This is a genomic window from Actinospineispora eucalypti, from assembly GCF_039543365.1.
Classification (GTDB): Bacteria; Actinomycetota; Actinomycetes; order Mycobacteriales; family Pseudonocardiaceae; genus Pseudonocardia; species Pseudonocardia eucalypti.
Genome location: NZ_BAABJP010000024.1, coordinates 36,628 through 60,563, shown reverse-complemented (window position 1 = coordinate 60,563; position 23,936 = coordinate 36,628). Strand labels below are relative to the sequence as shown.

The window sequence follows — 23,936 nt, the reverse complement described above, 5'->3', positions numbered from 1 at the left end:
TATTGACCCGTGACCACCCCCGTCAGCGCGCTGCACGGCGACGTACTGGACGCCCTCGGGCAACAGCTCGTCGACGGCGCCCTGCCGGAGGGGCGGGTGCTGCGCACCGAGGAGCTGGCCCGCGAGTTCGGGGTGTCGCGCACGGTGACGCGCGAGGCGGTGCGCGTCCTGGAGTCGATGGGGATGCTCAGCAGCCGCCGCCGCGTCGGGCTCACCGTCGAGCCGCGCGCCCGGTGGAACGTCTACGACCCCCGGGTCATCCGCTGGCGCCTGCGGGGCAGGGACCGCGCCGCCCAGCTGCGTTCGCTGTCCGAGCTGCGCAGCGGCATCGAACCGGTGGCCGCCGCGCTCGCCGCCACCCGGGCCACTCCCGAGCAGTGCGGCGACCTCACCGGCGCCGTGATGGACATGGCCGTGCACGGCCGCTCCGGCGACCTGGAGGCCTACCTGGAAGCCGACATCCGCTTCCACCGGGCGCTGTTGGAAGCCTCCGGCAACGAGATGCTGGCCGCGCTGGCCGACGTCCTGGCCGAGGTGCTGGTCGGGCGCACCCACCACCACCTCATGCCGGCCAACCCCGAGCCGCTGGCCATCCGGCTGCACGGCGACGTCGCGCAGGCGGTGCGGGCGGGGGACGCCGAGGCCGCCCGGGCCGCCATGGCGGACATCATCTCCGAAGCAACCACCGCGATGCTCGCCGGCGTCCCCGAACCGCCGGCGCCCTGATCACGGGGGCGGGGCGGACCGATCGGGATCTTCGTCGAGCTGGATCTCCAGCTCGTCGAGCGCGGTCACGTAGACCAGCACGCGCAGCGTCTCCCGGGCGGCGAGGATGAAGGTGAACTCGCCACTGGTCAACGGCATGCACTGGGCCTTCAGCTGGTGGGGGCCGGGCGTGGCCGGCACGCGGGCCGTGGCGCCGAGCTCCAGGTCGGCGACCTGGCGGTCGTCGAGACGTATGTGGATCTTGCGGCCGACGCCCGAGGCGAGGGTCTTCGGGCGGTGCAGGATCAACTCGCTCATCGAAACCGTTCCTCGGATCGGCGGCGAACATTCCTCACCAGCGTAAAGAGCAAACGCCGCCGCGGGTACGGGCCGGCGGCGGGGCCAGCTTCTGCCCCGCTTACCACCACGCCATCGAGTTGATCGGGCGGAGGTGGACGGGGGTCATCCTCCGCCAGCTCCTGTTGGGAACCGGCCGGTTCGCCGAGATCCGCGACGCGATCCCGGCGATGACCGACCGGATGCTGGCCAGCCGCCTGCGCGAGCTGGAGGCCTCGGCCGGGTCGCGCGCCTCGGCCCGGCCTGGCGGAACGGGAAGGTCGGCCCCGGTCCGGCAGGTGCGCGGGTGACGGTTTAGAGATCGGCTTGGACGGCCGCGGCTGGGCGGTCCGCCGCGGCTCCGGCTCGGCCGTTGCGTGGGGTGCGGGCGGGGCTCGGGTACGCAGTGTGACGACCGAGAAGGGATCCGGTGGGCTTCGGGCCGGTTCAGGTCGTCGACATCCACCTGAGCGGGGTCAACCCGGAGATCAAACCCCGCTGAGGTGGATGCCGTGAACGAACGCCCGCCAAACCCGACCGAGCAATGGCTACGTTCCGTAACCGTCAGTCCGAACCGACGCAACGGCCGCGCCGGAGCCGCGGCAGACCACCCAGCCGCGGCCGTCCAAGCCGATCTTCAGAACCGTCGTGCTCCTCCGGCTCGGCGATCGACTCCGCCTGCCGCGCGGTGAGGTCAGGCACGGGCTTCACCCTGCCAGATGGTCTACCTTGGCCGGCGTGTACTTCCAGCACGCCGACGAGGTCTGGCGCGACTTCCCCCAGTTGGTGCCGGTGGCCCTGCTGGCCGAGCGCATCACCGGCGACCCGCGCCCCGAAGAGATCATCGAACGGTTCGAGCAGCGCGCCTCGGCGCGACTGGCCACGACTCCGGCGGGGCAACTGCCGGAGATCCAGGCCTGGCGCCGGGTGTTCACGCGGATGGGGCTCAAGCCCACGCAGTACCGGTGCGCGTCGGAGTCGCTGCTGCGGCGCTTCGCCAAGGAAGGGTCGCTGCCCCGGATCCACCCGCTGGTGGACCTGTGCAACGCGGTGTCGCTGGCCTACGCGGTCCCGGTGGCCGCCTTCGACCTGGCGGCGGTCACCGATCACCTGGAGGTCCGGTACGCCGTCGGCGACGAGACCTACGTGACGTTCGGCGAAACCGCCGAGCGCCCCGGGGCGGGCGAGGTGATCTTCGCGGACGGCGCCGGGTACGCCCACGCGCGCCGCTGGTCGAACCGGCAGAGCGGCCGGTCCGCCATCCGGGCCGGCACCGGCCGGGCGCTCATCGTCGCCGAAGGCCTGCACCCCTCGGCGGCCGACGACCTCGCCGACCTCACCTCCGAACTGGCGGACAGCCTCACCAAGATCTGGTCGATCGACCCGCCCACCACCGTGCTCAGCCGAACCGCGCCCCGGTTCGACTTCTGACCTGGTAGGAGCGCTGCCTCAGCGGCTTCGTGGAATGTCCTCGAGCCGGTGGTAGACCGGCAGGCCGCGTTCGCGGGCCAGCGCCACGTCCTGGTCCGCACCGGTCGACTCGCCCGGCAGGCGCAGTACGGCCTGGCAGTGGCGGCGGAGCAGCCGGTTCGCGGTGGGATACATGATCTGTTCGGCGATGGGGTCCGCCACCCCGGTGCCGCCGGCGCCGCGCAGCACCGGGAGCGCGACCCATTCGCCGATCATCGGCAGGTGCCCGGCCTCGAAGATCGGCCAGGCCGCTTCCTCCAGCCGGGACAGGTTCCGGGCGAGCAGCTCGGGACGGTCGCCGGTACCGGATCGATACGGCCCGGCAATCAGGATCATCATTGGTTCATCCACACTCGGCACGATAACGTAGAGAAACACGCATAAACAAGGAGAAACGTGCATGCTCGCGGCCCAGCGTCGAGACGTGATCCTGACCCGCCTGCGGACGGAAGGACGGGTGGTCGCCAAGGATCTGGCCGCTGAGCTCGACGTATCGGAGGACACCCTCCGCCGGGACCTGCGCGACCTGGCCGCCTCGGGCCACTGCCAGCGCGTGTACGGCGGCGCACTGCCGGTTTCCCCCGCCGTCAACGACTACGCGGCCCGGCGGGAGATCTCGGTCCCTGGAAAGCAGCGCGTGGCGCGGGCGGCGGCCGAGCTCATCCGGCCCGGCGGCACGGCCATCCTGGACGGCGGCACCACCGCGCTCGCCGTGGTGCACGCGCTGCCGGCGGACCTGCGGGCAACCGTGGTCACGCACAGCCCGACCGTGGCCGCCGCCCTGGTGGGACACCGCGACGTCGAGGTGTTCATGATCGGTGGACGGCTGTTCAAACACTCGGTGGTGGCCTGCGGGGCCGCCGCCGTGGAAGCGGCCGAAACCGTGCACGCCGACCTGTTCCTGCTCGGCGTCACTGGCGTGCACCCGGACGCCGGGCTCACCACCGGGGACGCCGAGGAAGCCGCCATGAAACGGGCGCTGGCGCGGCGGGCCGCCGACACCTACGTGCTGGCCAGCTCGGAGAAGATCGGCACCGCGTCCCGGTTCACGGTCCTCCCCTGGTCCGAGGTCGCCGGCGTGATCACCGACGCGCGGGACGATGACCCCACCGTGCAGAGGCTGCGCGACCTGGGCATCTCGATGGTCACCGCCTGAGCGGCTACTGAATCCGGCGTTGCGTGCCGGCCCAGAGCCGGTCCCGGAGCACGTACTTCTGGACCTTCCCGGTGGACGTCTTCGGCAGCTCGCCGAAGGTGACCGTCCTCGGCGCCTTGAACCGCGCCAGCCGGCCGCGCACGTGCTCGATGATCTCCGCCGCGTCCACCTCGGCGCCTTCCTGGAGGGTGACGAAGGCCGCCGGGGTCTCGCCCCACTTCTCGTCGGGCGCGGCGACCACGGCCACCTCCAGCACGGCGGGGTGATCCATGATCGCCTGTTCCACCTCCACGCTGGCGATGTTCTCCCCGCCGGAGATGATCACGTCCTTGCTCCGGTCCCGCAGCTCCACGTAGCCGTCCGGGTGCACCACGCCCAGGTCACCGGTGCGGAACCAGCCGTCGGGCGCCGCCTGGGCGGTCGCCTCGGCGTCGATGCCGCCGTTCTCGTCCAGGTAACCGAGCATCACGTTGTTGCCGCGCAGCGCGATCTCGCCGACCGAAGCCCCGTCGGCCGGCACGTCGGCGCCGCGTTCGTCGATCACCCTGGCCCGGCAGGAGATCATGTTGCCCACGCCCTGCCGGGCCTTGAGCCTGGCCTGCGCACCGGCGTCCAGGCCGTCCCACTCCGGGCGCCAGTCGCAGATCATCGCCGGGCCGAAGGTCTCGGTGAGCCCGTAGAGGTGGGTCACGTCGAAACCCAGCTCCCCCATCCGGCGCAGGATGGCCGGCGACGGCGGAGCACCGCCGGTGGCCACCCGCACCGGTGGCGACACCGGGCGGGCCTCGGATGCGTAGGCCAGCATGGACAGCACCGTGGGCGCGCCGTTGAGGTGCGTGACGCCCTCCTCGCGGATCAGCCGCCAGACCTCGCCCGGCTCCACCCTGGGCAGGCAGACATGGGTGGCCGCGGCGGCGGTGACCGCCCAGGGGAAGCACCAGCCGTTGCAGTGGAACATCGGCAGCGTCCACAGGTGCACCGAACTGGGCGTCAGCCCGGTGTGCCCGACCATGGCCAGCGCCTGCAGATAGGCGCCCCGGTGGTGGTACATCACGCCCTTGGGCCGGCCGGTGGTGCCGGACGTGTAGTTGATCGACAACAGCGCGCGCTCGTCCTCCGGCGTGACCCGCAGCGGTGAGGCGCCGGCCAGCAGTCGCTCGTACTCGTCGCCGGCCCGGACCCGGCGCGGCGGCCGCGCCATGCCGTCCACCACCGCGTCGACCAGCTCGTCGAACACCGGGTCGTGCACCAGCACCGCGGCCCGCGAGTGCTCGAGGATGTAGCGAACCTCGCCGGCCGACAACCGGGTGTTCACCGCGACCAGCGGCACCCCCGCCCACGGCACCCCGAAGTTGGCCTCCAGCAGCACGTGGGTGTTCGGCGCCAGCACCGCCACCGGCCGCCCGCCGGCCAGCGGCGCCAGTACACCGGCCAGCCGGCCGCAGCGGTCGTGCAGCTCCGCGTAGCTGAAGCGCCGCCCGCCGTCCACCACCGCGGTGCGGTCACCGTGCGCGGCCGCCGCCCGGTCCAGGTAGGAAACCGGGGCCAACGGCTCGAACGACAAAGCGTGCATCTCAGTTCCTCCCGAGAACAGCATTACCCCACCCCTCGGCGGGGCTACACTCGAGGTCAGCCCAGCAAGACACCTCGATGACCGAGGAGGGCACCCGCCGTGGCCATCCTGCTCACCGCGATCGCGATCATCGCCCTGGCCGGTGTGGTACTCGCCGGCGCCTCGTTGCGGCAGGTACAGCAGTACCAGCGCGGGGTGGTGCTGAGATTCGGCCGGCTGATGCCCCAGGTCCGCGATCCGGGGCTGCGGATGATCGTTCCCTTCGCGGACAAGATGATCAAGGTGTCCCGCCGGACCGTGGTGCTGGACATCCCGGCGCAGAGCGCGATCACCCGGGACAACGTCAGCATCGGGGTGGACGCGGTCGTCTACTTCCGGGTGGACGACGCGGTCAAGGCCGTGATCAACGTGGAGAACTACCTGCAGGCCACCTCGCAGGTGGCCCGCACCTCGCTGCGCTCGGTGATCGGCCGGGCGGACCTGGACACCCTGCTGTCGGACCGGGAACAGATCAACGGCGAGCTCAAGGGCGTGCTGGACACCCCCACCGACGACTGGGGCATCCGCATCGACCGGGTGGAGGTGAAGGACATCTCCCTGCCGGAGGGGATGCGCCGCTCCATGTCCCGGCAGGCCGAGGCCGAGCGAGAGCGGCGGGCCAGGGTGATCGCCGCCGACGCCGAGCTGCGCGCATCCACCAAGCTGGCCGCCGCCGCGCAGGCGATGTCCGCCACCCCCGGCGCCCTGCAGCTGCGGCTGCTGCAGACGGTCGCCGACGTGGCCACCGAGAAGAACAGCACCCTGGTCATGCCCTTCCCGGTGGAGATGCTGCGCTTCTTCGAGCACGCCACCGGCACCGCCCCGGCAGTGGTTACCACAGACCTCCGGGAAGATCCCGAATCAGCGCGGTGAGCTGCCGATACGTCTTCGCCTGGTAGGCCGAGGCCACCCGCTGGTCGAACTCGTCGGCGGTCAGGCAGCCATCGCTGAATGCCCGACGCAGTCGGTCGACCGTGCTCTGCCGGTCGGCGTCGGAGGCCCTCGGGTCAACCCCGTCCATCTGGCACCTGACCAAGGTTCGGCTGGTCGTCTCAGTCTACGGCGGGCCGCCGGGCGGTCAGGTCGTTCCGCTCGGCGTAGGCGATCAGCTCGCGGGGGGCGCACTCGATGTGCTCGGTCAGCAGCGCGATGCCGGCGTCGGCGTCCCGGGAGACCGCCAGGTCGCGCAGCCGGGCGTGCTCGGCCGGGATGTCCCGGGAGCGGTCGTCGGCCAGCGCCCAGTACCACCGCCGGTACAGCTCCGCGCTGTCCCGCAGCGCGGTGGCGATCTCCTCCAGCCGGGGGCTGCCGCACCCGGCCAGCAACGCCTGGTGGAAGGCCCGGTGCACGACCGACCAGCCCTCGTTGAACTTGCCGTCGGGGAGCATGGCGGGCGTGCGCTCCAGCGTGTGGTGGGTCGCCACTATGGCGGTTTCCCACGCCACGTCACCGTTCCGTACGGCCTGGCCGAACGCGAGCGACTCGATCTGCACCCGCACCTGGGTGAGGTCGGCCAGGTCCTCGACGGACAGCTCACGCACGCGGAACCCGCGCTGCGGCGACGCGACCAGCAGGCCCTGCTCGGCGAGGCGGGTCAGCGCCTCCCGGACCACCGAGATGCTGACCCCGAACCGCTCGGTCAGCTCGGCCAGCTTCACCCGGTCGCCGGGCTGGTACCCGCCGTTGAGGTCCAGGAGCTCGGCCCGCAGCTGGTCGAAGACCTCCTCGGTGCGGGTGCTCCCGCTCCGTTCCGTGGCTGTTCGCTGGGCCGGCATCCGCGTAGGCTAGCCATAATTCCGCGCTTCTGTCGATATTTACCCGGATGTGTCCCTCGAAGGCGCGCGCTCGACGCCACCGTGGAATAATCGACGCGACATCGTCGCCAGATCTGTCCGGCGGCTGACTTCGGATGCGGTGCCAATCTGCCCGCATCGGCATGCGATCCGCGCCTCAAAGCGGCGAGCCCATCGGAAGCCCCGCCATTACCAGGTCGTTCCCAGTTCTGGACGCATCGTCCGCGGTCAAATCGCCAACCAGGCAAACCACGCACGAGAATGGAGTGAAAAGCCCATGAGCACCGACCGGATCACCAACGGCGCCGAGCGAGCGCTCATCGAGGACATGCTCGACCGCAATCGCGAAGCCCTGATCGAGACCGCGCGCGGCCTCTCCGAAGCCGACGCCCGCCGGCGACTCGTTGCGTCACTGACCACACCAATCTCGTTGATCAAGCATGCCGCCGCCGCGGAACGGATCTGGTTCCAACGGTTCTGGGCGGGACTCGACGAATCCGAGTGCGACGGCTACTCGGCCCGGGACGAGGGCACCTTCGCCGTCGCGGACGACGAGTCCTTGGCCGACGTGATCGTCGAGTTCGAGCGCGCCAGCCAGCGGTCGCGGGCGATCGCCGCCCGCTTCGATCTCGACGACACCAAGGACATCCCCCGGGAGGGAACGATCAGCATGCGCTTCACCTTGCTGGCCATGATCGAAGAGTTCGCCCGGCACGCGGGGCACGGCGACATCCTGCGCGAACAGCTCATCTCGACACCGTGATACCCCTCACCAGCGCGGACTCTCACTCATCGGCTGATGCATTCTGTACTTCATGCACTACCAGACCGTCGCCCCCGACAACGCAGAGATGGTCGCGAGCGTCGTCGACGGCTACTACTTCGAGTGCCCCGACGTCGCCACCCTCGATGCGCACCTCGTGGACCTCCGCCACCGGTTCCTCGGGCCCGACTCGAACACCACCGACGAGCGCAAGGCCAAGGCCCGCGCGGACATCGACCGGCTCCTCGAGCGGCGCCTGTACCTCCAAATGGCCGACGCCGCCTGACGACGCTCGCGGGTCAGCGGACCAGCAGGTCGCCCTCCCGGTTGTCCCGCATGGTGTTGTCGCCGGCTGGTTGTTGGTCGGTGTTCTTGAGCATCATCCCGACCTGGCTGCCGAAGATGGTGTTGCCGGTGATCTCGAACGGTCCGCCGCCGTCCACGTACACGCCGTAGCGCGCGTTGTCGCCGATGATGTTGGCCCGCACCTGGGTCTGGGTGGCGTCGCTGACCAGCCGGATGCCGTCCTGCTCGTTGGCCCGCACCTCGTTGCGCTCGACCAGGTTGGTGGCCGACGTGGCGCCGACGCCGATCCCGGACTCGCCGTTCTGGTACACCCGGTTGCCCCGCACGGTGTTCTCGGCCGACTCGTTGATGTTGATCCCCTGCGCCGTGTTGCGGAACGACTCGTTGTCCTCCACCGTGTTCCGGTTCGAGCCCTGGTAGAGCACGATCCCGTGGTGGTGGTTGCGGTACAGGACGTTGCCCCGGATGACGCTGTCGGTGCAGTCCTCGGCGAGGATGATCCCGTGCTTGCCGTTGTCGTGCACCACGTTGCGCTCGATCAACAGCTTGCGTGAGCCGGTGTGCGGGTCGATGCCGTACAGGGTGTTGTCGTGGAACTCGCTGTCCTGCACGGTCAGGCCGGTCACCCCGTAGCTGTAGAAGCCGAAGTGCAGGTTCGACACCACGCTGTGCCGGACGTGCCCGCCGCTGCCCTCGGTGCGCCAGGACAGCCCGTACGACTCGTTCTCCCCGTAACCGAGAAAGCGCAGCTCCGAGCCGTCCACCTCCATCCGGCCGCCGTCGCGGGCCAGCAGGAAGGCGCGCCCGTCGGCCTCCTCGGTGTCGGCCCGCTGCGCGGCGGGGTCCCAGCCGGTGACGCAGGTGCCGTTCAGCCGCAGGGCACCGCCCAGTGCCTTCACCGCCACGAACGCCCCGGGGCCGCTGCGCAGCTTCAGCCAGCGCACCTCCGGCGCGGCCAGGTACACCGACGCGCCCGGCATGATGTCCAGCCCGGCACCGAGCAGCCACTCGCCCGGGGCCACCTGGCGCAGCGCCGCCGGGTTGCCGACCGCCCGGCTCAGCGCGGTCAGCGTGACGTTCCGCCCGTCGGTGAGCCGGATCCGGCCGCCCGCGAATGTCGCCCGCGCCCGCGTCGACTCCGGCAGCTCGGCCGGCTCCGGCTGCCGGATGCACGGCCGGACGGGGTCGATCTTGCCCGGCGCGGCCACCTCCCGGGGACTGAACGGCGGCCGGTCCGGCGTGCAGGCGTTGAGCGGCACGAGCAGCAGCAGGGCGACCGCCGCCGCGCGCAGTATCCGGCCGGTCATCCGGCACCCGCCGGGACGGGCACCGACGGCCGCGGCGGCACCGGCGGCCGCGGCGGCATCGGGGGCGTCCGCCCGCGGCCGGTCCCGCCGGCGCGCACCCGCCGCTGGCGCGCGACGTGCACCAGTTCCAGCAGCAGCGCGAGGGCGATCAGCGGCACGCCGATCGCGCCGAGCACGTTCAGCGGCGGCAGGCTGAGGTCGTTGAAGCCCACCGGCAGCACCTCACCCCGCAGCGCCTCCAGGGCGTGCACCTTCGAGTCGCGCAGGTGCACCGGGCTGCCCGGCGCGGCGTCCACCCCGACGGCCAGCGCCGCCACGCCCAGCCGCTCGGCGGTCACCGGTGCGGCGCCGCGCGACCGGAGGCCGGTGTGCACCCTGGTCACGGCGGTGTCGGTGACGCTGACCGCGGCCGCCGCGACGATCCCGGTGTCGCCGCCGGTGATCCGACCGCCGAGGATCTGGGTGTCCGGGCTGAAGGTGCGCACGGCGTCGTTGCCGACGTTGTCCGCGACCAGGTCGCGCAGCACCACCCGGGTGCTTCCCGGGCTCGCCACCAGCCCGTCCCGGCCGCCGGAGAGGGACAGCCCGGCGGCGGTGAACCCGGCGGCGCCGCGCTCCAACTTGATCGCGGTGCGGGCGCCGGTGACCGACACCTTGGTCAGCGAGACGTCCCGCCCGCCCACGGACATGCCCACGCCGGCCGTCCGGTCGATCCAGGTGTCCCGCACCTGCAGGCCGGTGGTCGACTTCTCGATCAGCATGCCGCGCCGGCCGCCGGCGATCCGGGCCCGGTCGACCACCAGGCCGTTGCTGCCGACGTGGGTGAAGATACCGACCGGCTGGTCGGTGGCGGTGAAGTCGGTGACCACGGGCTGGGTGACGTTGGCCAGGCGCAACCCGCCGGCTCCGTCGCCCTCGGTGGCGATGCCGCTGATCCGCGCGCGGACCAGGCCGACCACCGCCAACCCGTAGGCCTTGTTGCCGGCGGTGCTGATCTCGCTGATCGCCCGGTCCGCCTCCGCGCCCCGGACCAGCACGCCGTTGCCGCCGTTGCGCTCCGCGCGCACCCCCCGCAGCGTGGTAGCGAGGTCACCGAGCAGCACCAGCCCGTCACCGGCCGACTCGGCCAGGGCCAGCCCGTCCAGGCGCACCGACCGGGATCCGGAGAGCCGCAGCCCGACCGTGTTGCGGGCCAGTGTGGTGCGCACCAGCGAACCGGAGGCGCCCTGGTTGAGCTGCACGCCGGTGCGCGGCTCCACGTCGGCGGGCAGGGTTCCGAGGTCGCTGAACGTGGCGTCGGTGGCGTCCAGCCGGCCGCCGTTGGTGACCACGATGAACGGGCGCCCGGCGGCCGGCGGCATGGGGTTCTCCGTGCCGGGCACGGCAGAGGTCACGGTGACCGAGCGGGCGGACAGCCGGCCGCCGCCGGTGTAGATCGACGCCGCCTCCGGCAGGGTCGCCCCGCCGTCCAGGCGCAGCGTGCGCACCCCGGCGAGGTCCAGTGCGGTGCCCGGGCCGAGCACCACCGCCGAGGACAGCCGGGCGGAGTCGCCGGCCAGCGCCACCCAGCCGGAAGGGGCCAGCCGGTTGAGGGCGCCGAGGGTCATCACTCCCCCGCCCCGGGGCACCCGCGCGGCCAGCCGGCCGCCGCTCACCACGTCGACGGTCAGCTCGCGGACCAGCAGCATCCGCCGGGGCCGGCCGTGGCTGTCCCAGGCCTCGGCGGCCCGCCGCTGCGCCGCCGCCAGCTCGGCGGCCGCCTTGGCCGCCTGAGCCGCCGCCTTCGCGGCCGCCTTCGCCGCCTTCGCCTCGGCCTCCGCCCGCTCGCGGGCCAGCCGGGCCGCCTCCTCCCGCGCCGCCTCGGCCGCCTCGGCGGCCGGATCGGGTGCGGGCCGCTGGGTGGCCCTCGGCGGCTCGGGGTCCGGCCGGGGGTCGCGGGTGGGCTCGGGTTCCGAGGTCGGCTCCGGGTTGCCGGTGGGCTCGGGCTCCGAGGGCGGGTCCGGCTCCGGGGCCGGGTCCTGGGCCGGGAACACCTGAGCCGGCCCGGCCCGCCCGGCCGCCAGTACCACCCGGTCGGCCGCCAGCGCCGGCCCGTTCCGGCCGGCCGCCGGCAGCGGCCCGGCCGGGTCGGCGGCCAGCGCCGGTCCGGCGAGCAGGCCCGCGGTCACGGCCAGGCCGGTGACCGCCACGAGGACAATGACCAGCCGGCTCACGCCGCTCCCTCCCGCTCGTGCCACATCGGGGCCGGTCCGCGCCGCTGCCGGGGGATCGGCGGGATCGCCGGCAGCTCGACGGTCGCCTCCGCGTCCGAAACGGTCGCCTCGGCGTCCGCAAAGGCGGCCGGCCCGGGGTCCGGCTCCGTGGTGGTCCGCACGACCTCGCCGTCGCGCACCGCCACCTGCCGGGTCAGCCAGCGCTGCCGGCGCACGGTGAGCAGCGCCTGGAGCTTGATCAACGCCATGATCCAGGACACCACCACGTAACCGGGGATGAAGAAGAACGAGGACGGCCGCCGGCGCAGGTGCGGCAGCATCTTGGCCGACCGGCTGATCTGCCACCAGGCGGCGAGCACCGCGCAGAACACCCAGTTCTGCACCACCAGCGAATAGATCATGAACGCCGGCCCGAACAGCAGGGTGAAGCTGCTGATGCCCTTGTCGACCATGGTGTAGGCCAGGAACGGGTGCCGCCACACCCACCGCCGGGACAGCGCGCGCAGATCGGAGCGCCAGGTGTTGCGGGCCCAGCGCAGCCGCTGCTTCCCGAACACCCGCCAGGTGTCCGGGAACGTCGACCAGACCTGCGCGGTGCGTTGCAGGTAGGTGAGGTGGCCGCGCTCCAGGATCAGCGTGGTGAGCCGCTTGTCGTCGCCGGAGAGGCAGGGCACGCCCCAGAACGTCTCGTTCATGAACTCGTGCTCGACCTCCAGGAGCAGCCGCCGCCGGTAGACCGCGGTGCGGCCGGAGAGGCAGGACATCGCCTTCCCCAGCAGGCTCTGGCTGGCGTTCTCGTCGAAGTAGCGGTGGTCCAGGAACATGTCGGTGATACGGGCCAGGAAGCCCTTCGAGCCGTACACGTTCTGCCGGGTGCCCACCCCGCCGATGCGCGGGTCGGCGAACGGCTTGAAGACCTCCGCTGCCACGTCCGGCGCCCACACGGTGTCCGAGTCGACCAGCGCGACCAGCTCGGTGCGCGCGGCGTTCCACCCCCGGCGCAGCGCGTCCCGCTTGCCCGGGACGTCGGTGACCAGGACCCGCACCGGGTAGCGGGCGGCCACCTCGCGGCAGGCCGCGTCCGACTCGTCGATCACCAGGATGACCTCGGCGACGTCGTTGGCCAGCCAGGACTCGACCGCGGCGGCGAACACCACCGGGTCCTCCTGGTAGACCGGCACGACGATGCTCATCGGCAGCCGGTACGGCTCGGTGAACGGGCGGTAGAGCACGGCGGGGATGCGCCGCACCAGCCAGCACCCCCACCTGACCAGGCCGAGCACGCCCAGCGGCGTACCCAGTACGTAGTAGTAGAGCGGCAGGGACATGACCTCAGACCGTGGCCGGCGTGCTGGCCCGGGCGAACGGGATGGACACCGCGACGTCGGCCTCCTGGTCGACCACCTCGACCATGCGGTCGTTGGTCTCCACCACCGCGCGCAGCAGCGGCATCTCCACCCCGATCTCCTCGGCGTAGCCGAGGAAGCCGCGGGTGTCCTTGGGCAGGCAGACGCCGCCGTAGGGCGCCCCGCCCCGGATGCCGTAGCGGGGGTTCCAGGAGCCCTCGGCGGCGTCGGCGACGGTGGCGGCGATGTCGTCCAGGTCCAGGTTGGCCCGGCGCGCGACCAGCCACAGCTCGTTCCAGAAGCTGATCTTCGTCGCGTTGAACAGGTTGTTCGCGCACTTCACCAGCTCGGCCTCGGCCGGGTCGGAGAACGTGCGCAGCTTGCCGCCGTACGGGGTGAGCAGGTGCCGCAGCTGCGCCACGGCGCGCAGGTCGCGGCTGCCGATGACGGTCATCCACGGGTTGCGGAAGTCCTCCCCGGCGGTCGCCGCGCGCAGGAACTCGGGGTTCGCGGCCAGGCCGAAGCCCTCGCCCTCGGTCCGCCCGGACGAGTGCTCGAGCACCGACCGGACCAGGCCGTCGGTGGTGCCGGGCGGCACGGTCGAGCGGACCACCACGGTGTGCCGCCGGTCGGTCGCGGCCAGCGCGCGGCCCACGGCCGCGGTGCCCTCGGTCAGCGCGCGCAGGTCGTACGCGAGGCCGTCGTTCGGGGTGGGCAGGGTGAGGAAGATGACCGCGTCCGCCGGCTCGTCGGTGAGGTCCAGCTTGGTGCTCGCGTCCAGGCCCCGGGCCTGCAGCTGGCGTACCCGGGACGGTGAGATGTCCACGAAACTGACCCGGTGGCCAAAGGCCCGAAAACCTTCACCGGTGGCGGTTCCGACCACACCGGAACCGACGATGAAGATTCTTGACGAATGCATGAAGGATTCCACGTTTCCACTCCTGGGGAGCTGGGAGGGGTTGGTATCCCGACTTTCGTGAGAATCTGCCGAACCGTTACATATCAACTTGCCCTAGCACATTCCGAAAAACTTATTTGCGCCCGAACGGAGTATTTCGGGAAACGCCATTTGCTCACCGGGAATGCTCCACCCGCAGGCCGTAGATCACGACCTCGCCCACCGCGTCCGGGGCGTCCCCCCGGTCCGGGTTGGACTGCAGGTACGCGCCGGTCTTGAAGTACCAACCCGACCCGCTCTTCGGCACCTCGGCCTTGCGCACGCCGTTGTAGAAGATCTCCACCCGGCCGCCGGCGGCGACCATCCGCAGCTCGTAGACCGTGCCCAGGCGATAGGCCGGGTCGAGCACCGCCTCGCTGTCCCCGTCGTCGTAGCGGACGATCAGCCGGTTGCCCTCCACCCGCACGAGCAGCACGTCGTCGTCGGCGTCGTGGATCTGCGCCGCGACGATCTCGGGTTTCGCCGGGGGCAGCCGGGTGACCGCCTGCCGGACCGTCATGGTGTGGGTCCCGTCACCGTTCGACCAGGACGCCTTCTCCTCGCCGGCCATCTCGCGCAGCTCTGAGCGGGGGTACTTGCTGCCCTTGGTGGTCACCCCGCCGGCGTTCGCGCGGAACACCACGCCGGTGCCGGCGCCGTCCAGGCGGAAGTACTCGCTCCGGTAGCGGGCCAGCGCCGGCTGCTCCACGGTGTCCGGGTCCTTGGGCTTGCCGGTGGGCAGCGTGAGGTACCAGTTCTTCAGGTCTAGAACGTCACTCGGATAGCGGTTCGACCGGTCCGCTCCCGGGTCCGGCGCGGCTATTTCCGGAGGCGTGGCCGGGGCCAGGTCCGGCGGCGGCGCATTCGGAGCAGGCGAGCCGCAGGCAATTGTCGTAACCAACAACACCATTAGCAGCAGAATGGTTTTCGGCGTCATTTTTCGGACGCTAGCAAATTCCTCCGGTGCGGGTGGCGGGAGGTGAGCGGCGCCCCGGAGAGCCATACCTGGCGCAGGTGGACGACCGCCCAGGCGCACGCGGCCACGCACAGCGCCAGGTAGGCCCAGGAGTGGAAGAACCCGCCGCCGAAGAAGCCGATCGAGGCGACCGAGTAGAGCACCGCCATCACGGTGAACCCGATCCACTCCAGCACCGACTGGCCCCGGCCGTCCGGGCGCCGGCCGAGCAGCGCGCTGCCCGACGGGCCGCCCCACAGCAGCGTGGCCATGAAGGACAGCAGATAGAGCGGGTCGTCCAGGGCGCCCTTGAGCAGGGTCCAGCTGATCACCCCGCAGGCCAGCGCGCCCAGCATCCGCGCCGCGTGCGCCGGTGCGGTGAGACCCGGCGACAGCTCGTCGCGGCCGAACCGCACGGTCTGCACGAAGAACGTGGTCTCGGCCAGGAAGGTGACCACGATGGCGAACCAGAACAGCTGCATGAACCAGTGGTCGTAGCGGCCCCACCAGTCGCCGAGGTGCAGCAGGTAGGACCCGTCGTGCGGCCACCACAGCGCGGTCATCCACAGCGCCATCGGGTAGACGCGGTCGCGGGCGCCCATCCGGGCCGCCTCCACGAAGAACACGAACATGGCCACGATCGACAACCCGCCGACCAGCACCACCGGGACGGCGTTCGCGGAGATGGCGTCCAGCGTCGCCCGGGGGTCGTAGCTGGTCACCGGGCCGCCTCGATTCGAGCCGCCGGTTGCGGGGCGTCCTCGGGCGGGCGGGCCACCAGCACGGTGAGCACCCAGACGCCGAGGGCCGCCATGCCGATGGTCAGCGCGGCCGCCAGGTACGTGCCGGGCCACGAGGCCCCGGAGCCGAGCGCGATCCACATGGGCAGGTCCAGGCCGGCGTTGACCATCCCGTCGGCCATCGGCACCAGCGGGACCACCGCGAGCAGGGGCCAGCCGTTGCCCAGCCGAGGGCGGGTGGCGTGGATCAGCGCGCCGGCGGCCATCGGCATGATGGCCTGCACCGCCGCGCACCACAGCGGGAAGCCCCACAGGTTCAGCGGCTGGTTGTCGTAGTAGACGTGGAACCCGGTGAGCACTCCCGGCGTCTCCACCGCGATGTTGGACAGCGCGTACAGCCCCCACAGCCGCCAGATCCGCCCGGCCGAGGGGCGCGAGGCGAACAGGCGGTAGGCCAGGTAGCCCTGGCCGCCGACGTACCAGGGATAGGCGAACACCAGCGCCCAGGGGATCGGCCGGCCCAGCGCGGTGAACGCCGTCTGCTGGCCGATCACCGGGAAGTACAGGTGGCTCAGCACGTCCACCACCGGCTCGGCCATCACCGCCGCCAGCCCGCCCAGGAAGCACAGCAGCAACAGGGCGTCCCGGCGCCGCACCAGGTGCGCCACCGCGACCGCCAGCACGGCCAGCATGGGGACGCCGGTGACGAAGGTGAACATCAGCTGCGCGCCGGCCGGCATGACCGTCGTCTCCAACGGCGGGAGGGGCTGGTTCAGCGGCGGCATCCCGGTCTCCTTCACACGGCTACACGGCGGTCTGGCGCAGGGCGAAGAGGTTGGCCGACAGCCCGGTCTCCACGATCTCGAAGGCCCGCCGGATCAGCGCCTCCACCGGGTCACCGGTGGCCATTGCGGTGCCCAGCGCGGCCCGCAGCGCCGAACTGATCGAGGAAGCCAGCAACTGGCACTCCAGGCTGGTCGCCGGGTCCACCCCCAGCCGGGGGCCGAAGAACCGCGACAGCACGGTCTCCCACTCCAGCACGATCTCCAGGTACCGCCGGCGCGGCTGGGCCTCGGAGAACCACAGCCGGATGCACCTGGCCTGCAGGTCCGGCTCCAGGTCGTCGAGGAACCCGCGCAGGCCGACCGAGACCGCGTCCCGGGCCACCTCCCACGGGTCCCAGCCGGCGTCGGCCGCATCCAGCGTGGCGGCGAGCGTCTCGAGCTTCTCGGCGGCGGTCGGGAAGAGCAGGTCCTCCTTGCTGCCGAAATACCGGTGGAAGGTGCTGCGCGAACAGGTGGAGGCCTGACAGATCTCCTCCACGCTGACCGCGTCGAAGCCCCGCCGCTCGAACAGGTCGACCGCGTTGCGCACGATCGCGTCCCGCAGCAGCGCCTTCTTCCGCTCTCGCAGCTCCACCCATGCCCCCAAGCTGTGACACGATGTCACGATTGACACAATGTATCAGACCCGCCGACTCACCGAGGAATTCGCCTGGACCTCGCGGGCCGGATCGGGCACCAACGTGTTCGAGGAGACCGGATAAATCTTTCGATATCACATGCTACGGTCCACAAATTCCCCGATTTGTGCAAAGGACCGCTGTGGACGTCTTCAAACGAGTGCCCAGAAGTCCGCGCCCCCGCTGGATCGCGATCGGCGCCGTACTCGTGATAGCAATAGCCGCCGGCGTCTACTTCTGGCCGAAGGGCGCGACCCCCGGCGCACAGCGGCCCTATGCCGCGCCGAGCGATTGCATCAGTTCCGTGAGTGACCAGGTGGGGCTGGGGCGCGCGTTGGAGAAGGGCTATCCGGGCGACCGGATCTGCGCCTTCGGCGACTTCGGCGGCGCGCGCCTGGTGATCGCCAAGGGGGGCACCCCGGAGTGGCCGATGCTGATCTTCGGCGATGGGAAGAGCGAGGTCAAGGGGATCACGATCACCGCCGACAACGTGGTTCTCTCCGGCTTCAACGTGGTCGGCGGGATCGCCCCCGGCATCCTGATGCGCGGCAACAACATCACCGTCGAGCACAACACCGTCACCCATCCCACCGGCGAGGACCACGACGGCCTGCGATTCTTCGGCGCGAACCTGAAAATCCTGCACAACACGATCAGCTATATCGACCCGGAACGCACGGACGCCCATGCCGACTGCATGCAGAGCTTCGCCACCGGCCCCGACGCCCCGGCAAGCCAGAATGTCCTCATCGACGGGAATGCCTGCCTGGAAATCGACAACCAGTGCCTGATCGTCGAAGGCCCGCACTCGTCCGCCGGTGACGGCAGCGGCATTGGCGTGACAAAGGACATCACCTTTAGCAACAACTTCTGCGACGCCAACGCCTCACAGGCGGTACAGATCGACGACGTCCAGAATGTCCGCATCACCGACAACGACATCAACGCCGGCGTCCGGAAGGCGTTCAGCTTCCAGAACAACTCGACCGGCGCAGTGATCGAGGGCAACGACATCTCCCCCTGCGTGAAGTACGAGATCGGCATGGACGCGAGCTCGCGCCGCGACTACCGGGGCCCCGACATCGGCGGCCGGCCCTAGCCGGCCCGCCGGCCCGGAGCGACGCCCGGGCCGGAGCGACGCCCGAGCCGGCGCCGGGCGCCCATCCCCGACGTCGGGGAGTCCGCACGCGGGACCCGAGGCAAGCCGGGCCGGCCGGGCGGCGCCGATGCCCCCGGAGGCTTTCGTGCGCCGGCCCGGCAGCCCGTTCTAAACGTCATTCGATAAGTATTTCAACCTACGCCGTACCGGCATTCACGTTAATCACTTCGATATAGCACCGGCGGTCCGCCAGAATCCTGTCCGAGGATTCCGGTGTCGAACCGAGTCGAACCCCTCGGCCGACCCCGGCGAAGGCAACCCGAGGCGTTGGGGGATGCGACACCTGGAGGTCGCCGTCAATTCGTCCTAAGTTCCTTCGCATTGCGAAGGAACTTAATCACTTCTGACGCATCTTCAACGCCGCCCGGCGCAACCATCGACATGCCGTGAGTCGATATTTCACCCGGCAGGCGGCGCGCCGAAACATCTTGCCACCCACGTGAGTGAATCACAGTCGACCGGTCGTTGCGGATACCAACCTTCTCCTTGATCGGGTCGCCGCCGCCGCTCAATCGTTTTACCGCAGGTCAGAGCCCTGGAACTACCTTTCCGATCAACGAAGTGTCGCTGTCAACCCATTCGGCCATTTTTTTGAGTCAACTTTTCGTAATCGAAATCCCCCTGTGGGTAGTGCCCTATCAGGTTCTTCTCATGTTCGTCATCGCCTATCGTGACATCCACTTGTTGCGGGCCGTCCCCCGTCCGTTTTCTTAGAGTTCACCTGCTGTTCATCTTCCAAGCCGTATTCGGCCACTTTTTTCTCGTTGGACGATCCGGAACCGAGTTGCACTCGGGCGATTTCGGCTGATTAGGAAAAGAGGGGTCGGAGTGTCAGAGGCGGGTACAGGCGGGCGGTGGGCGTTGAAGCGAGCGGCTTTCGTATCGATACCGCTCGTCGTGCTAGTGAGCGCGGGCGCCCTCGTTGCCGTGCACGGCGCTTACGACGCACCCATGACGTTGACGTCATCGGTGCGCGAAGGCCAGGTGTCCAACATGGTTACCGCGAAGGGGGCGGTGTCGGCGGCTAAGTCGGCGAACCTCACCTTCAACCGTGGCGGCAACGTCAAGAGCATCGACGTGAAGGTCGGAGACAAGGTCAAGAAGGGCCAGAAGGTCGCCGAGCTGGGTAACGGCGGTGCCAAGCGTGCGGTGCTCCAGGCCCAGCAGACGCTGGCCCAGCAGCAGGCCGCGCTGGACATCATTCTCAACGACGTGAACCCGGACGGCCTGCGGAAGATCTACGAGTACAACAAGAAGTCGGTCGACCAGGCCCGCAAGAACATCGACCTCAAGGAAGAGGCCGACCGCGACATCATCGAGCGCCAGGAGCGCGGCCTGCGCCAGGACCGCGACGCGGTGCAGAAGGCGAAGGATGCGCGCGACGCGATCCCCGGCTGCCACAAGGGCAGCCCGCTCGCCGACACCATTCCGGGGTGCTCAGCTGCCCTTAAGGCCGTCGCCGATGCGGAGAACAAGTACTACGCCGACAAGACGACCTACATCAACGCGATCAACAGCCTGAAGGTGAACCGCGGCGTGCTGCGGTCGACCTACCGGGCCGCGCGGACCTCGGCGGTTACCGCGTACAACACCTGGAACATCGCCAAGACCAACCGGCCGAACCAGATCCTCGCCGCGCGCGCCCAGGTGGCCAACGCGCAGGTGGCCGTGGCGAACGCCCTCGGCTCACTGGGTGACGGTTTCGTCTACGCCCCGGCCGACGGCGTGGTCTCCGCCGTCAACGGCGCGGTCGGCGAGTTCAGCCCGCCGTCCAGCGGCGACAGCTCGGTGACCCCGAACAGCCCGGGCAGCCAGGGCCGGATCCCCAACGTGGGTGACCTGGCCAGCGCGGACCAGAAGGCGCTCACCGGCGGCCAGTCCCCGAACGCGGGCCTGCAGGCCGTGCTCCCCGCCGGCAGCACCCTGATCCAGATCAGCGGCATCGACACCTTCACCGTGGTGGCCGCGTTCCCGGAGAAGGACGCGGTCCGGATCACCTCCGGCGCGCAGGCCAAGGTCACCTACGAGGCCCTGGCCGGCAAGGAGACCGACGGCACCGTCGCCTCCATCGCCCCGGTCGGTTCCCCGGGCGTCAACGCGGCACCGGTGTACTACGCCACGATCCTGCTCAAGGACGCCCCGAAGGAGCTCAAGGCCGGCCTGACCGCCAACGTCTCCGTGGTGACCAACACCGTGGAGAACAAGGCCATGGTCGTGCCCACCTCCTCGGTCACCGAGGACGACGGCAAGACCTTCGTGCACGTGCCCGGCGCCGACGGCAAGCCGGTCATGAAGGAGTTCACCCGGGGCAAGGCCGGTGACGACAACACCCAGGTGCTCTCCGGCCTGAACAAGGACGAGAAGGTCTTCGTCCCCGACAGCGGCACCCTGCCGCTGCCGGCCAGCGACGACGTCCCGGACGTGCCGGCCGAGCAGCCCCTGACCGTGGACAGCAAGGACCCGGAGCAGAAGGCCGCCGAGCGGGCCAAGCTCGCGGTGCCCGCCGCCGTGCCCGCCGCCGCGCCACCCGCCGCACTGCCGATGCCGGAGGGCAACACCTTCCCGGGCGACCCCGGTGAGCTCCCCGCCGAGCCGGGCGACATGGGGTCCGCGGTACCGGGTGACCCGAACGCCGGAACGGCAGGGACCAACCCGTTCGCGCCGATGAACAACGGTGCGAGCAACGGGTCGATCACCGGACCCTCGAACTGACCCCCGGCCTCAGGTAAAGGAACCAAAATGCGCATCACCTCAAGGCTCCTCGCCGCGGCGGCCGCCGCGGTGCCGGTGGCCGTACTGATCCCGGCGGTGGCCATGGCCGCCCCGGCGCAGAACCCCGCTCCCCCGCCCCCGCCGACCACGCCGGCCTACATCTGCGACATCCTCGTGTCGGTCCTGCCCGGCGTCGTCGCCACCACCAACTGCGAAGCCTTCGGCGGCATGCAGACGACCGGCTACATCCCCGAAGACAAGTCCTACACCCTCGTCAACCGCACCGGCGACATCCAGAAGTTCAGGTGCAGCGGCGGCACCGTTGACGCCCCGACCGGGGTCGCACCCAAGAAGTGCACCCCGCTCGGCCCCAGCGTCCCCGCGTCGCTGGCCCCCCCGCCGGTCCCCTACGGCGGACCCGGCGGCGTTGCCCGCTAGAACCCGCTAGAACCGCCCGACAACCGAGCGCCCCGGTCCCGCCGCCAAAGGCAGGGCCGGGGCGCTCTGTTTTGTCGTGAGACGCCTACAACATGCCGTGTGGGTTGGCCGGTCGGTCGGGGATCGGCTGCACCACGTCCCAGTGCTCGGCCACCAGGCCGTCGCGCAGGCGCAGGATGTCCACCACCGCCACGTCCGGCGGCTCCGGCCGGCTGATCCGGCTGTGCACCACCACGTGGTCCTCGTCGGCCACGATCCGCCGGACCTCGCTGTGCGCGGCCATCAGGCGCCGCCCGGCCGGCGTGCGGAAATACTCGCCGAACGCCAGCTTGCCGCTGGTGGTGGCCGGGTCGTGCGGCACCAGCGGGTTGTGCGAGACGAACCGGTCGTGCAGCAGTTCCAGCGCCGCGTCCACGTCCCGTGCTTCGAAGAGGCGGCGCAGCAGCTCTTCGACGACCTTCCGGTGCTGTTCAGGAGTGCTCATACCGGTACGACGAAGGACGGAGGTGCTCGCGTCACGCGGTCAATACGCTCGCGGGCGATGGACGACACCTTCGAGGCGCACCGGGCCGAGCTGTTCGGTGCGGCCTACCGGATGCTCGGCATCCGGGCCGACGCGGAGGACGTGCTGCAGGAGGCCTGGTTGCGCTGGGGGCGGGTGGACCGGGCGACCGTGAGCAATCCGCGCGCCTACCTGTTCCGCCTGGTCACCAACGAGGCGATCGACCAGCTGCGGCGGGTGCGGGCGCGGCGCGAGGAGTACCTGGGGCCGTGGTTGCCCGAGCCGCTGGTGGAGGCGGCGGCGCCGGGTGAGGCGGTCTCGGTGGGCCTGCTGGTGGTGCTGGAGACCCTGTCGGCCGACGAACGCGCGGTGTTCGTGCTGCACGAGGCGTTCGCCTTCGCCCACGCCGAGATCGCCGAGATGCTGGGCCGCACCGAGCGCGCCGTCCGCCAGCTGGCCTACCGGGCGCGCCGGCGCGTGCAGGCCCGCCGCCCGCACCGGCGCCCCAGCCGCGCCGAGCACCGCGAGCTGACCGCGCGGTTCGTGGCGGCCGCCGTGGACGGCGACGTGACCGCGCTGGTGCGCCTGCTGGCGCCCGGGGTGGAGTTCCGCGCCGACTCGGACGGCCGGCGGGAAACCCCACGCGAGCCGATGTTCGGCGCGGCCGAGGTCGCCGCCTGGTTCCGCACCGCCGCCCCGTTCTGGCCGGACCCGCTGACCGTGCGCGTCGTCCCGGTGAACGGCGCCCCCGGCGCGCTGGTCCTCGGCGGGGACGCCCCGTTCCTGGTGTTCGCCCTCGAGTACGACGAGGACGACCGGGTCGCGGCGGTGTACGCGGTGCTCAACCCGGAGAAGCTCCCGGTTCAGAACCCCGACTCGGCCATCAGCCCCCGCACCAGCCAGCCCAGCGCCCGGCCGAGCAGCGCGGAGTCGACGTGCTCCGGGTCGGCCAGCTTGTGCAGCGAGAAGCCGTCGACCAGCGACTCGATCACCAGGGCCACGTCGGCCGGGGACGCCGCGACCGAAAGTCCGTAGGCCCGCTGGTACTCCTCGATGACCTTGGCGACGGCGGCGTGCAGCTGGCGCAGCGAGTCCGCGAACCGGGGCCGCAGCTCGGGCTCGCGCAACGCGTGCGACCAGAACTCGATGAACAGCCGGAACAGGTCCGGATCCCGTTGCAGGAACTCGATCCAGAACTCGCCGGCCTCGGCCGGCACGTCCCCCAGGTCGGCCGCGCCCCGGGCCCGGGCCGTGTACCCCTCCAGCAGGCGCGCGAAGTCGCGGTCCCACAGCGCGAGGAACACGCCCTCCTTGCCGCCGAACTGCGAGTACAGCGCGCCGATCGTGCGGCCGGCCCGCTTGGCGATCTCGTAGATCGAGGAGTTCTGGTAGCCGTGCTCGACGAACACCTCGCGGGCACTCCCCAGCAGCAGCTCCCGGGTCTGCTCGGCGGCCTCGGCCCGGGTCAACCGGCGCGGCGCCTCACCCGGAACTGACATAGCCCGAACTATACAAACAGCCTTGACATAGTTTCAGCTATCTGAATAGTTTGAGCTATGTCAAAGCCGAGGAGGGTCAGATGAGCAGCACGGACAGCGCGGCGCCACCGAGCGCCGAGGCCTGGGTGAGTGTGTTCGCCGACGGGTGGCGGGCGCCGGCCAGCGCGGAGGAGTTCGTCGACCACTTCCGGCCCTGGCTGCAACCGGACTACCGGTTCAGCCAGCCGCTGATCGGCGCCGGCGTGGGCATCGACGAGTTCGCCGAACGGTTCGCGCGACCACTGTTCGCGCTGGTCCCCGACCTCCGCCTGACCGTGCGGGACTGGGCGGCGCGCGGCGGGACGCTGTTCGTCGAGGTCCTGGTCGAGGGCACCATCGGCGGCCGGCGGGTGGTCATGCCCGGCTGCGACCGGATCACCCTGCGGGAGGGCCGGGCCGCCACCCGGGTCACCTACGCGCCAACCCGGCGCCGCTGCTGCGCGCCCTCGCACGCACGCCCCGGCTGTGGCCCCGCGCCGCCGCCGC

At 70.9% G+C, this 23,936-nt stretch carries 26 protein-coding genes and 2 pseudogenes; 12 read left to right on the top strand and 16 right to left on the bottom strand.

What is annotated here, in order from left to right:
• The first annotated feature begins 9 nt into the window (after window positions 1-9).
• A complete protein-coding gene (locus tag ABEB12_RS22700) occupies window positions 10-726 on the top strand; it encodes a FadR/GntR family transcriptional regulator (protein WP_345703054.1) in 717 nt (238 codons plus the stop codon).
• On the opposite strand, the gene ABEB12_RS22695 is transcribed toward ABEB12_RS22700, so the two are convergent.
• Window positions 727-1,023 carry a hypothetical protein gene (locus ABEB12_RS22695; protein ID WP_185060081.1) on the bottom strand — a complete coding sequence of 99 codons (297 nt, stop codon included), beginning with the start codon at window positions 1,021-1,023 and terminating at the stop codon, window positions 727-729.
• A 119-nt stretch (window positions 1,024-1,142) separates the two neighbouring features.
• Here ABEB12_RS22695 and ABEB12_RS22690 point away from each other — a divergent pair, with 119 nt between their 5' ends.
• Together ABEB12_RS22690 and ABEB12_RS22685 are read left to right on the top strand one after the other, a co-directional pair.
• The gene (locus ABEB12_RS22690; protein WP_221497616.1) at window positions 1,143-1,352 is read left to right on the top strand and encodes a winged helix-turn-helix transcriptional regulator; all 210 of its coding nucleotides are present in this window, start codon (window positions 1,143-1,145) and stop codon (window positions 1,350-1,352) included.
• Between the two features lie 427 nt (window positions 1,353-1,779).
• Window positions 1,780-2,472 (top strand): phenylalanine--tRNA ligase beta subunit-related protein, encoded by a 693-nt coding sequence (locus ABEB12_RS22685; RefSeq protein WP_185060080.1) that lies wholly within the window; start codon window positions 1,780-1,782, stop codon window positions 2,470-2,472.
• A gap of 18 nt (window positions 2,473-2,490) precedes the next feature.
• Here the strand turns inward: ABEB12_RS22685 and ABEB12_RS22680 are convergent, their stop codons facing one another.
• Complete coding sequence (locus ABEB12_RS22680; protein ID WP_345703053.1) at window positions 2,491-2,862, bottom strand: DUF4406 domain-containing protein; 372 nt, start codon at window positions 2,860-2,862, stop codon at window positions 2,491-2,493.
• 49 nt (window positions 2,863-2,911) lie between these two features.
• On the opposite strand from ABEB12_RS22680, the gene ABEB12_RS22675 reads away from it, so the two are divergent.
• Window positions 2,912-3,667, top strand: a complete 756-nt coding sequence (locus tag ABEB12_RS22675; protein ID WP_185060079.1) for a DeoR family transcriptional regulator — start codon at window positions 2,912-2,914, stop codon at window positions 3,665-3,667.
• A gap of 4 nt (window positions 3,668-3,671) precedes the next feature.
• Here ABEB12_RS22675 and ABEB12_RS22670 read toward each other — a convergent pair whose 3' ends face one another.
• A complete protein-coding gene (locus ABEB12_RS22670) occupies window positions 3,672-5,240 on the bottom strand; it encodes an AMP-binding protein (protein ID WP_185060078.1) in 1,569 nt (522 codons plus the stop codon).
• A gap of 99 nt (window positions 5,241-5,339) precedes the next feature.
• Here ABEB12_RS22670 and ABEB12_RS22665 point away from each other — a divergent pair, with 99 nt between their 5' ends.
• A complete protein-coding gene (locus ABEB12_RS22665) occupies window positions 5,340-6,152 on the top strand; it encodes an SPFH domain-containing protein (RefSeq protein ID WP_185060077.1) in 813 nt (270 codons plus the stop codon).
• On the opposite strand, the gene ABEB12_RS22660 is transcribed toward ABEB12_RS22665, so the two are convergent.
• The gene (locus tag ABEB12_RS22660; RefSeq protein ID WP_185060076.1) at window positions 6,112-6,300 is read right to left on the bottom strand and encodes a DUF1707 domain-containing protein; all 189 of its coding nucleotides are present in this window, start codon (window positions 6,298-6,300) and stop codon (window positions 6,112-6,114) included. The two genes, ABEB12_RS22665 and ABEB12_RS22660, sit on opposite strands and share 41 nt — an antisense overlap.
• A 31-nt stretch (window positions 6,301-6,331) precedes the next feature.
• Entirely contained in the window at window positions 6,332-7,054 is a 723-nt protein-coding gene (locus ABEB12_RS22655; protein ID WP_185060075.1) for an FCD domain-containing protein, read from the bottom strand.
• A gap of 295 nt (window positions 7,055-7,349) precedes the next feature.
• Between ABEB12_RS22655 and ABEB12_RS22650 the strand changes: the two genes are divergently transcribed.
• Entirely contained in the window at window positions 7,350-7,835 is a 486-nt protein-coding gene (locus ABEB12_RS22650) for a mycothiol transferase (protein WP_185060074.1), read from the top strand.
• A gap of 52 nt (window positions 7,836-7,887) precedes the next feature.
• Entirely contained in the window at window positions 7,888-8,121 is a 234-nt protein-coding gene (locus ABEB12_RS22645) for a hypothetical protein (RefSeq protein WP_185060073.1), read from the top strand.
• A gap of 13 nt (window positions 8,122-8,134) precedes the next feature.
• On the opposite strand, the gene ABEB12_RS22640 is transcribed toward ABEB12_RS22645, so the two are convergent.
• The 8 genes from ABEB12_RS22640 to ABEB12_RS22605 all read right to left on the bottom strand — a co-directional run bounded on the left by ABEB12_RS22640 (window position 8,135) and on the right by ABEB12_RS22605 (window position 17,058).
• Window positions 8,135-9,448, bottom strand: coding sequence for a right-handed parallel beta-helix repeat-containing protein (locus ABEB12_RS22640; RefSeq protein WP_185060072.1), 1,314 nt, complete (start codon window positions 9,446-9,448; stop codon window positions 8,135-8,137).
• Window positions 9,445-11,661, bottom strand: a complete 2,217-nt coding sequence (locus ABEB12_RS22635; protein ID WP_185060071.1) for a right-handed parallel beta-helix repeat-containing protein — start codon at window positions 11,659-11,661, stop codon at window positions 9,445-9,447. The genes ABEB12_RS22640 and ABEB12_RS22635 overlap by 4 nt, the downstream gene beginning before the upstream one ends.
• Window positions 11,658-12,989 (bottom strand): glycosyltransferase, encoded by a 1,332-nt coding sequence (locus ABEB12_RS22630; protein ID WP_185060070.1) that lies wholly within the window; start codon window positions 12,987-12,989, stop codon window positions 11,658-11,660. Before ABEB12_RS22630 ends, ABEB12_RS22635 begins: the two co-directional genes overlap by 4 nt.
• Before the next feature lie 4 nt (window positions 12,990-12,993).
• Window positions 12,994-13,833 (bottom strand): hypothetical protein, encoded by an 840-nt coding sequence (locus ABEB12_RS22625; protein WP_345703051.1) that lies wholly within the window; start codon window positions 13,831-13,833, stop codon window positions 12,994-12,996.
• Between the two features lie 247 nt (window positions 13,834-14,080).
• Window positions 14,081-14,881: a polysaccharide lyase family 7 protein gene (locus ABEB12_RS22620; RefSeq protein ID WP_185060068.1), complete on the bottom strand. Its 801-nt coding sequence runs from the start codon at window positions 14,879-14,881 to the stop codon at window positions 14,081-14,083.
• On the bottom strand, window positions 14,878-15,621 hold the full coding sequence (locus ABEB12_RS22615) for a hypothetical protein (protein ID WP_185060067.1): 744 nt from the start codon (window positions 15,619-15,621) through the stop codon (window positions 14,878-14,880). The genes ABEB12_RS22620 and ABEB12_RS22615 overlap by 4 nt, the downstream gene beginning before the upstream one ends.
• The gene (locus ABEB12_RS22610; RefSeq protein WP_185060066.1) at window positions 15,618-16,424 is read right to left on the bottom strand and encodes a hypothetical protein; all 807 of its coding nucleotides are present in this window, start codon (window positions 16,422-16,424) and stop codon (window positions 15,618-15,620) included. Before ABEB12_RS22610 ends, ABEB12_RS22615 begins: the two co-directional genes overlap by 4 nt.
• A 19-nt stretch (window positions 16,425-16,443) precedes the next feature.
• The gene (locus ABEB12_RS22605) at window positions 16,444-17,058 is read right to left on the bottom strand and encodes a TetR family transcriptional regulator (RefSeq protein ID WP_185060065.1); all 615 of its coding nucleotides are present in this window, start codon (window positions 17,056-17,058) and stop codon (window positions 16,444-16,446) included.
• Between the two features lie 347 nt (window positions 17,059-17,405).
• Here ABEB12_RS22605 and ABEB12_RS22600 point away from each other — a divergent pair, with 347 nt between their 5' ends.
• Window positions 17,406-18,200: a right-handed parallel beta-helix repeat-containing protein gene (locus ABEB12_RS22600; RefSeq protein ID WP_185060064.1), complete on the top strand. Its 795-nt coding sequence runs from the start codon at window positions 17,406-17,408 to the stop codon at window positions 18,198-18,200.
• 356 nt (window positions 18,201-18,556) lie between these two features.
• Here the strand turns inward: ABEB12_RS22600 and ABEB12_RS22595 are convergent, their stop codons facing one another.
• Complete coding sequence (locus tag ABEB12_RS22595; protein WP_185060063.1) at window positions 18,557-18,772, bottom strand: hypothetical protein; 216 nt, start codon at window positions 18,770-18,772, stop codon at window positions 18,557-18,559.
• A gap of 439 nt (window positions 18,773-19,211) precedes the next feature.
• On the opposite strand from ABEB12_RS22595, the gene ABEB12_RS22590 reads away from it, so the two are divergent.
• Both ABEB12_RS22590 and ABEB12_RS22585 read left to right on the top strand, forming a co-directional pair.
• A complete protein-coding gene (locus tag ABEB12_RS22590; protein WP_185060062.1) occupies window positions 19,212-20,972 on the top strand; it encodes an HlyD family efflux transporter periplasmic adaptor subunit in 1,761 nt (586 codons plus the stop codon).
• 27 nt (window positions 20,973-20,999) lie between these two features.
• Window positions 21,000-21,410, top strand: coding sequence for a hypothetical protein (locus ABEB12_RS22585; RefSeq protein ID WP_185060061.1), 411 nt, complete (start codon window positions 21,000-21,002; stop codon window positions 21,408-21,410).
• A gap of 85 nt (window positions 21,411-21,495) precedes the next feature.
• On the opposite strand, the gene ABEB12_RS22580 is transcribed toward ABEB12_RS22585, so the two are convergent.
• On the bottom strand, window positions 21,496-21,894 hold the full coding sequence (locus ABEB12_RS22580; protein ID WP_185060060.1) for a nuclear transport factor 2 family protein: 399 nt from the start codon (window positions 21,892-21,894) through the stop codon (window positions 21,496-21,498).
• A 57-nt stretch (window positions 21,895-21,951) separates the two neighbouring features.
• On the opposite strand from ABEB12_RS22580, the pseudogene sigJ reads away from it, so the two are divergent.
• Window positions 21,952-22,761: pseudogene (sigJ, locus tag ABEB12_RS22575) on the top strand (RNA polymerase sigma factor SigJ); the annotation flags it as partial.
• A gap of 14 nt (window positions 22,762-22,775) precedes the next feature.
• On the opposite strand, the gene ABEB12_RS22570 reads toward sigJ, so the two are convergent.
• Window positions 22,776-23,411: a TetR family transcriptional regulator C-terminal domain-containing protein gene (locus ABEB12_RS22570; protein WP_185060059.1), complete on the bottom strand. Its 636-nt coding sequence runs from the start codon at window positions 23,409-23,411 to the stop codon at window positions 22,776-22,778.
• A gap of 80 nt (window positions 23,412-23,491) precedes the next feature.
• Between ABEB12_RS22570 and ABEB12_RS42190 the strand changes: the two are divergent.
• Window positions 23,492-23,839 (top strand): annotated as a pseudogene (locus ABEB12_RS42190) (nuclear transport factor 2 family protein); the annotation flags it as partial.
• Window positions 23,840-23,936: the final 97 nt, after the last annotated feature.

Bases quoted from the DNA above. Each gene is read 5' to 3' on its own strand.
- ABEB12_RS22695 (WP_185060081.1), bottom strand. From the start codon at position 1,023: ATGAGCGAGTTGATCCTGCACCGCCCGAAGACCCTCGCCTCGGGCGTC.
- ABEB12_RS22675 (WP_185060079.1), top strand. From the start codon at position 2,912: ATGCTCGCGGCCCAGCGTCGAGACGTGATCCTGACCCGCCTGCGGACG.
- ABEB12_RS22670 (WP_185060078.1), bottom strand. From the start codon at position 5,240: ATGCACGCTTTGTCGTTCGAGCCGTTGGCCCCGGTTTCCTACCTGGAC.
- ABEB12_RS22660 (WP_185060076.1), bottom strand. From the start codon at position 6,300: ATGGACGGGGTTGACCCGAGGGCCTCCGACGCCGACCGGCAGAGCACG.
- ABEB12_RS22655 (WP_185060075.1), bottom strand. From the start codon at position 7,054: ATGCCGGCCCAGCGAACAGCCACGGAACGGAGCGGGAGCACCCGCACC.
- ABEB12_RS22650 (WP_185060074.1), top strand. From the start codon at position 7,350: ATGAGCACCGACCGGATCACCAACGGCGCCGAGCGAGCGCTCATCGAG.
- ABEB12_RS22645 (WP_185060073.1), top strand. From the start codon at position 7,888: ATGCACTACCAGACCGTCGCCCCCGACAACGCAGAGATGGTCGCGAGC.
- ABEB12_RS22640 (WP_185060072.1), bottom strand. From the start codon at position 9,448: ATGACCGGCCGGATACTGCGCGCGGCGGCGGTCGCCCTGCTGCTGCTC.
- ABEB12_RS22630 (WP_185060070.1), bottom strand. From the start codon at position 12,989: ATGTCCCTGCCGCTCTACTACTACGTACTGGGTACGCCGCTGGGCGTG.
- ABEB12_RS22620 (WP_185060068.1), bottom strand. From the start codon at position 14,881: ATGACGCCGAAAACCATTCTGCTGCTAATGGTGTTGTTGGTTACGACA.
- ABEB12_RS22610 (WP_185060066.1), bottom strand. From the start codon at position 16,424: ATGCCGCCGCTGAACCAGCCCCTCCCGCCGTTGGAGACGACGGTCATG.
- ABEB12_RS22590 (WP_185060062.1), top strand. From the start codon at position 19,212: ATGACGTTGACGTCATCGGTGCGCGAAGGCCAGGTGTCCAACATGGTT.
- ABEB12_RS22585 (WP_185060061.1), top strand. From the start codon at position 21,000: ATGCGCATCACCTCAAGGCTCCTCGCCGCGGCGGCCGCCGCGGTGCCG.
- ABEB12_RS22580 (WP_185060060.1), bottom strand. From the start codon at position 21,894: ATGAGCACTCCTGAACAGCACCGGAAGGTCGTCGAAGAGCTGCTGCGC.
- ABEB12_RS22570 (WP_185060059.1), bottom strand. From the start codon at position 23,411: ATGTCAGTTCCGGGTGAGGCGCCGCGCCGGTTGACCCGGGCCGAGGCC.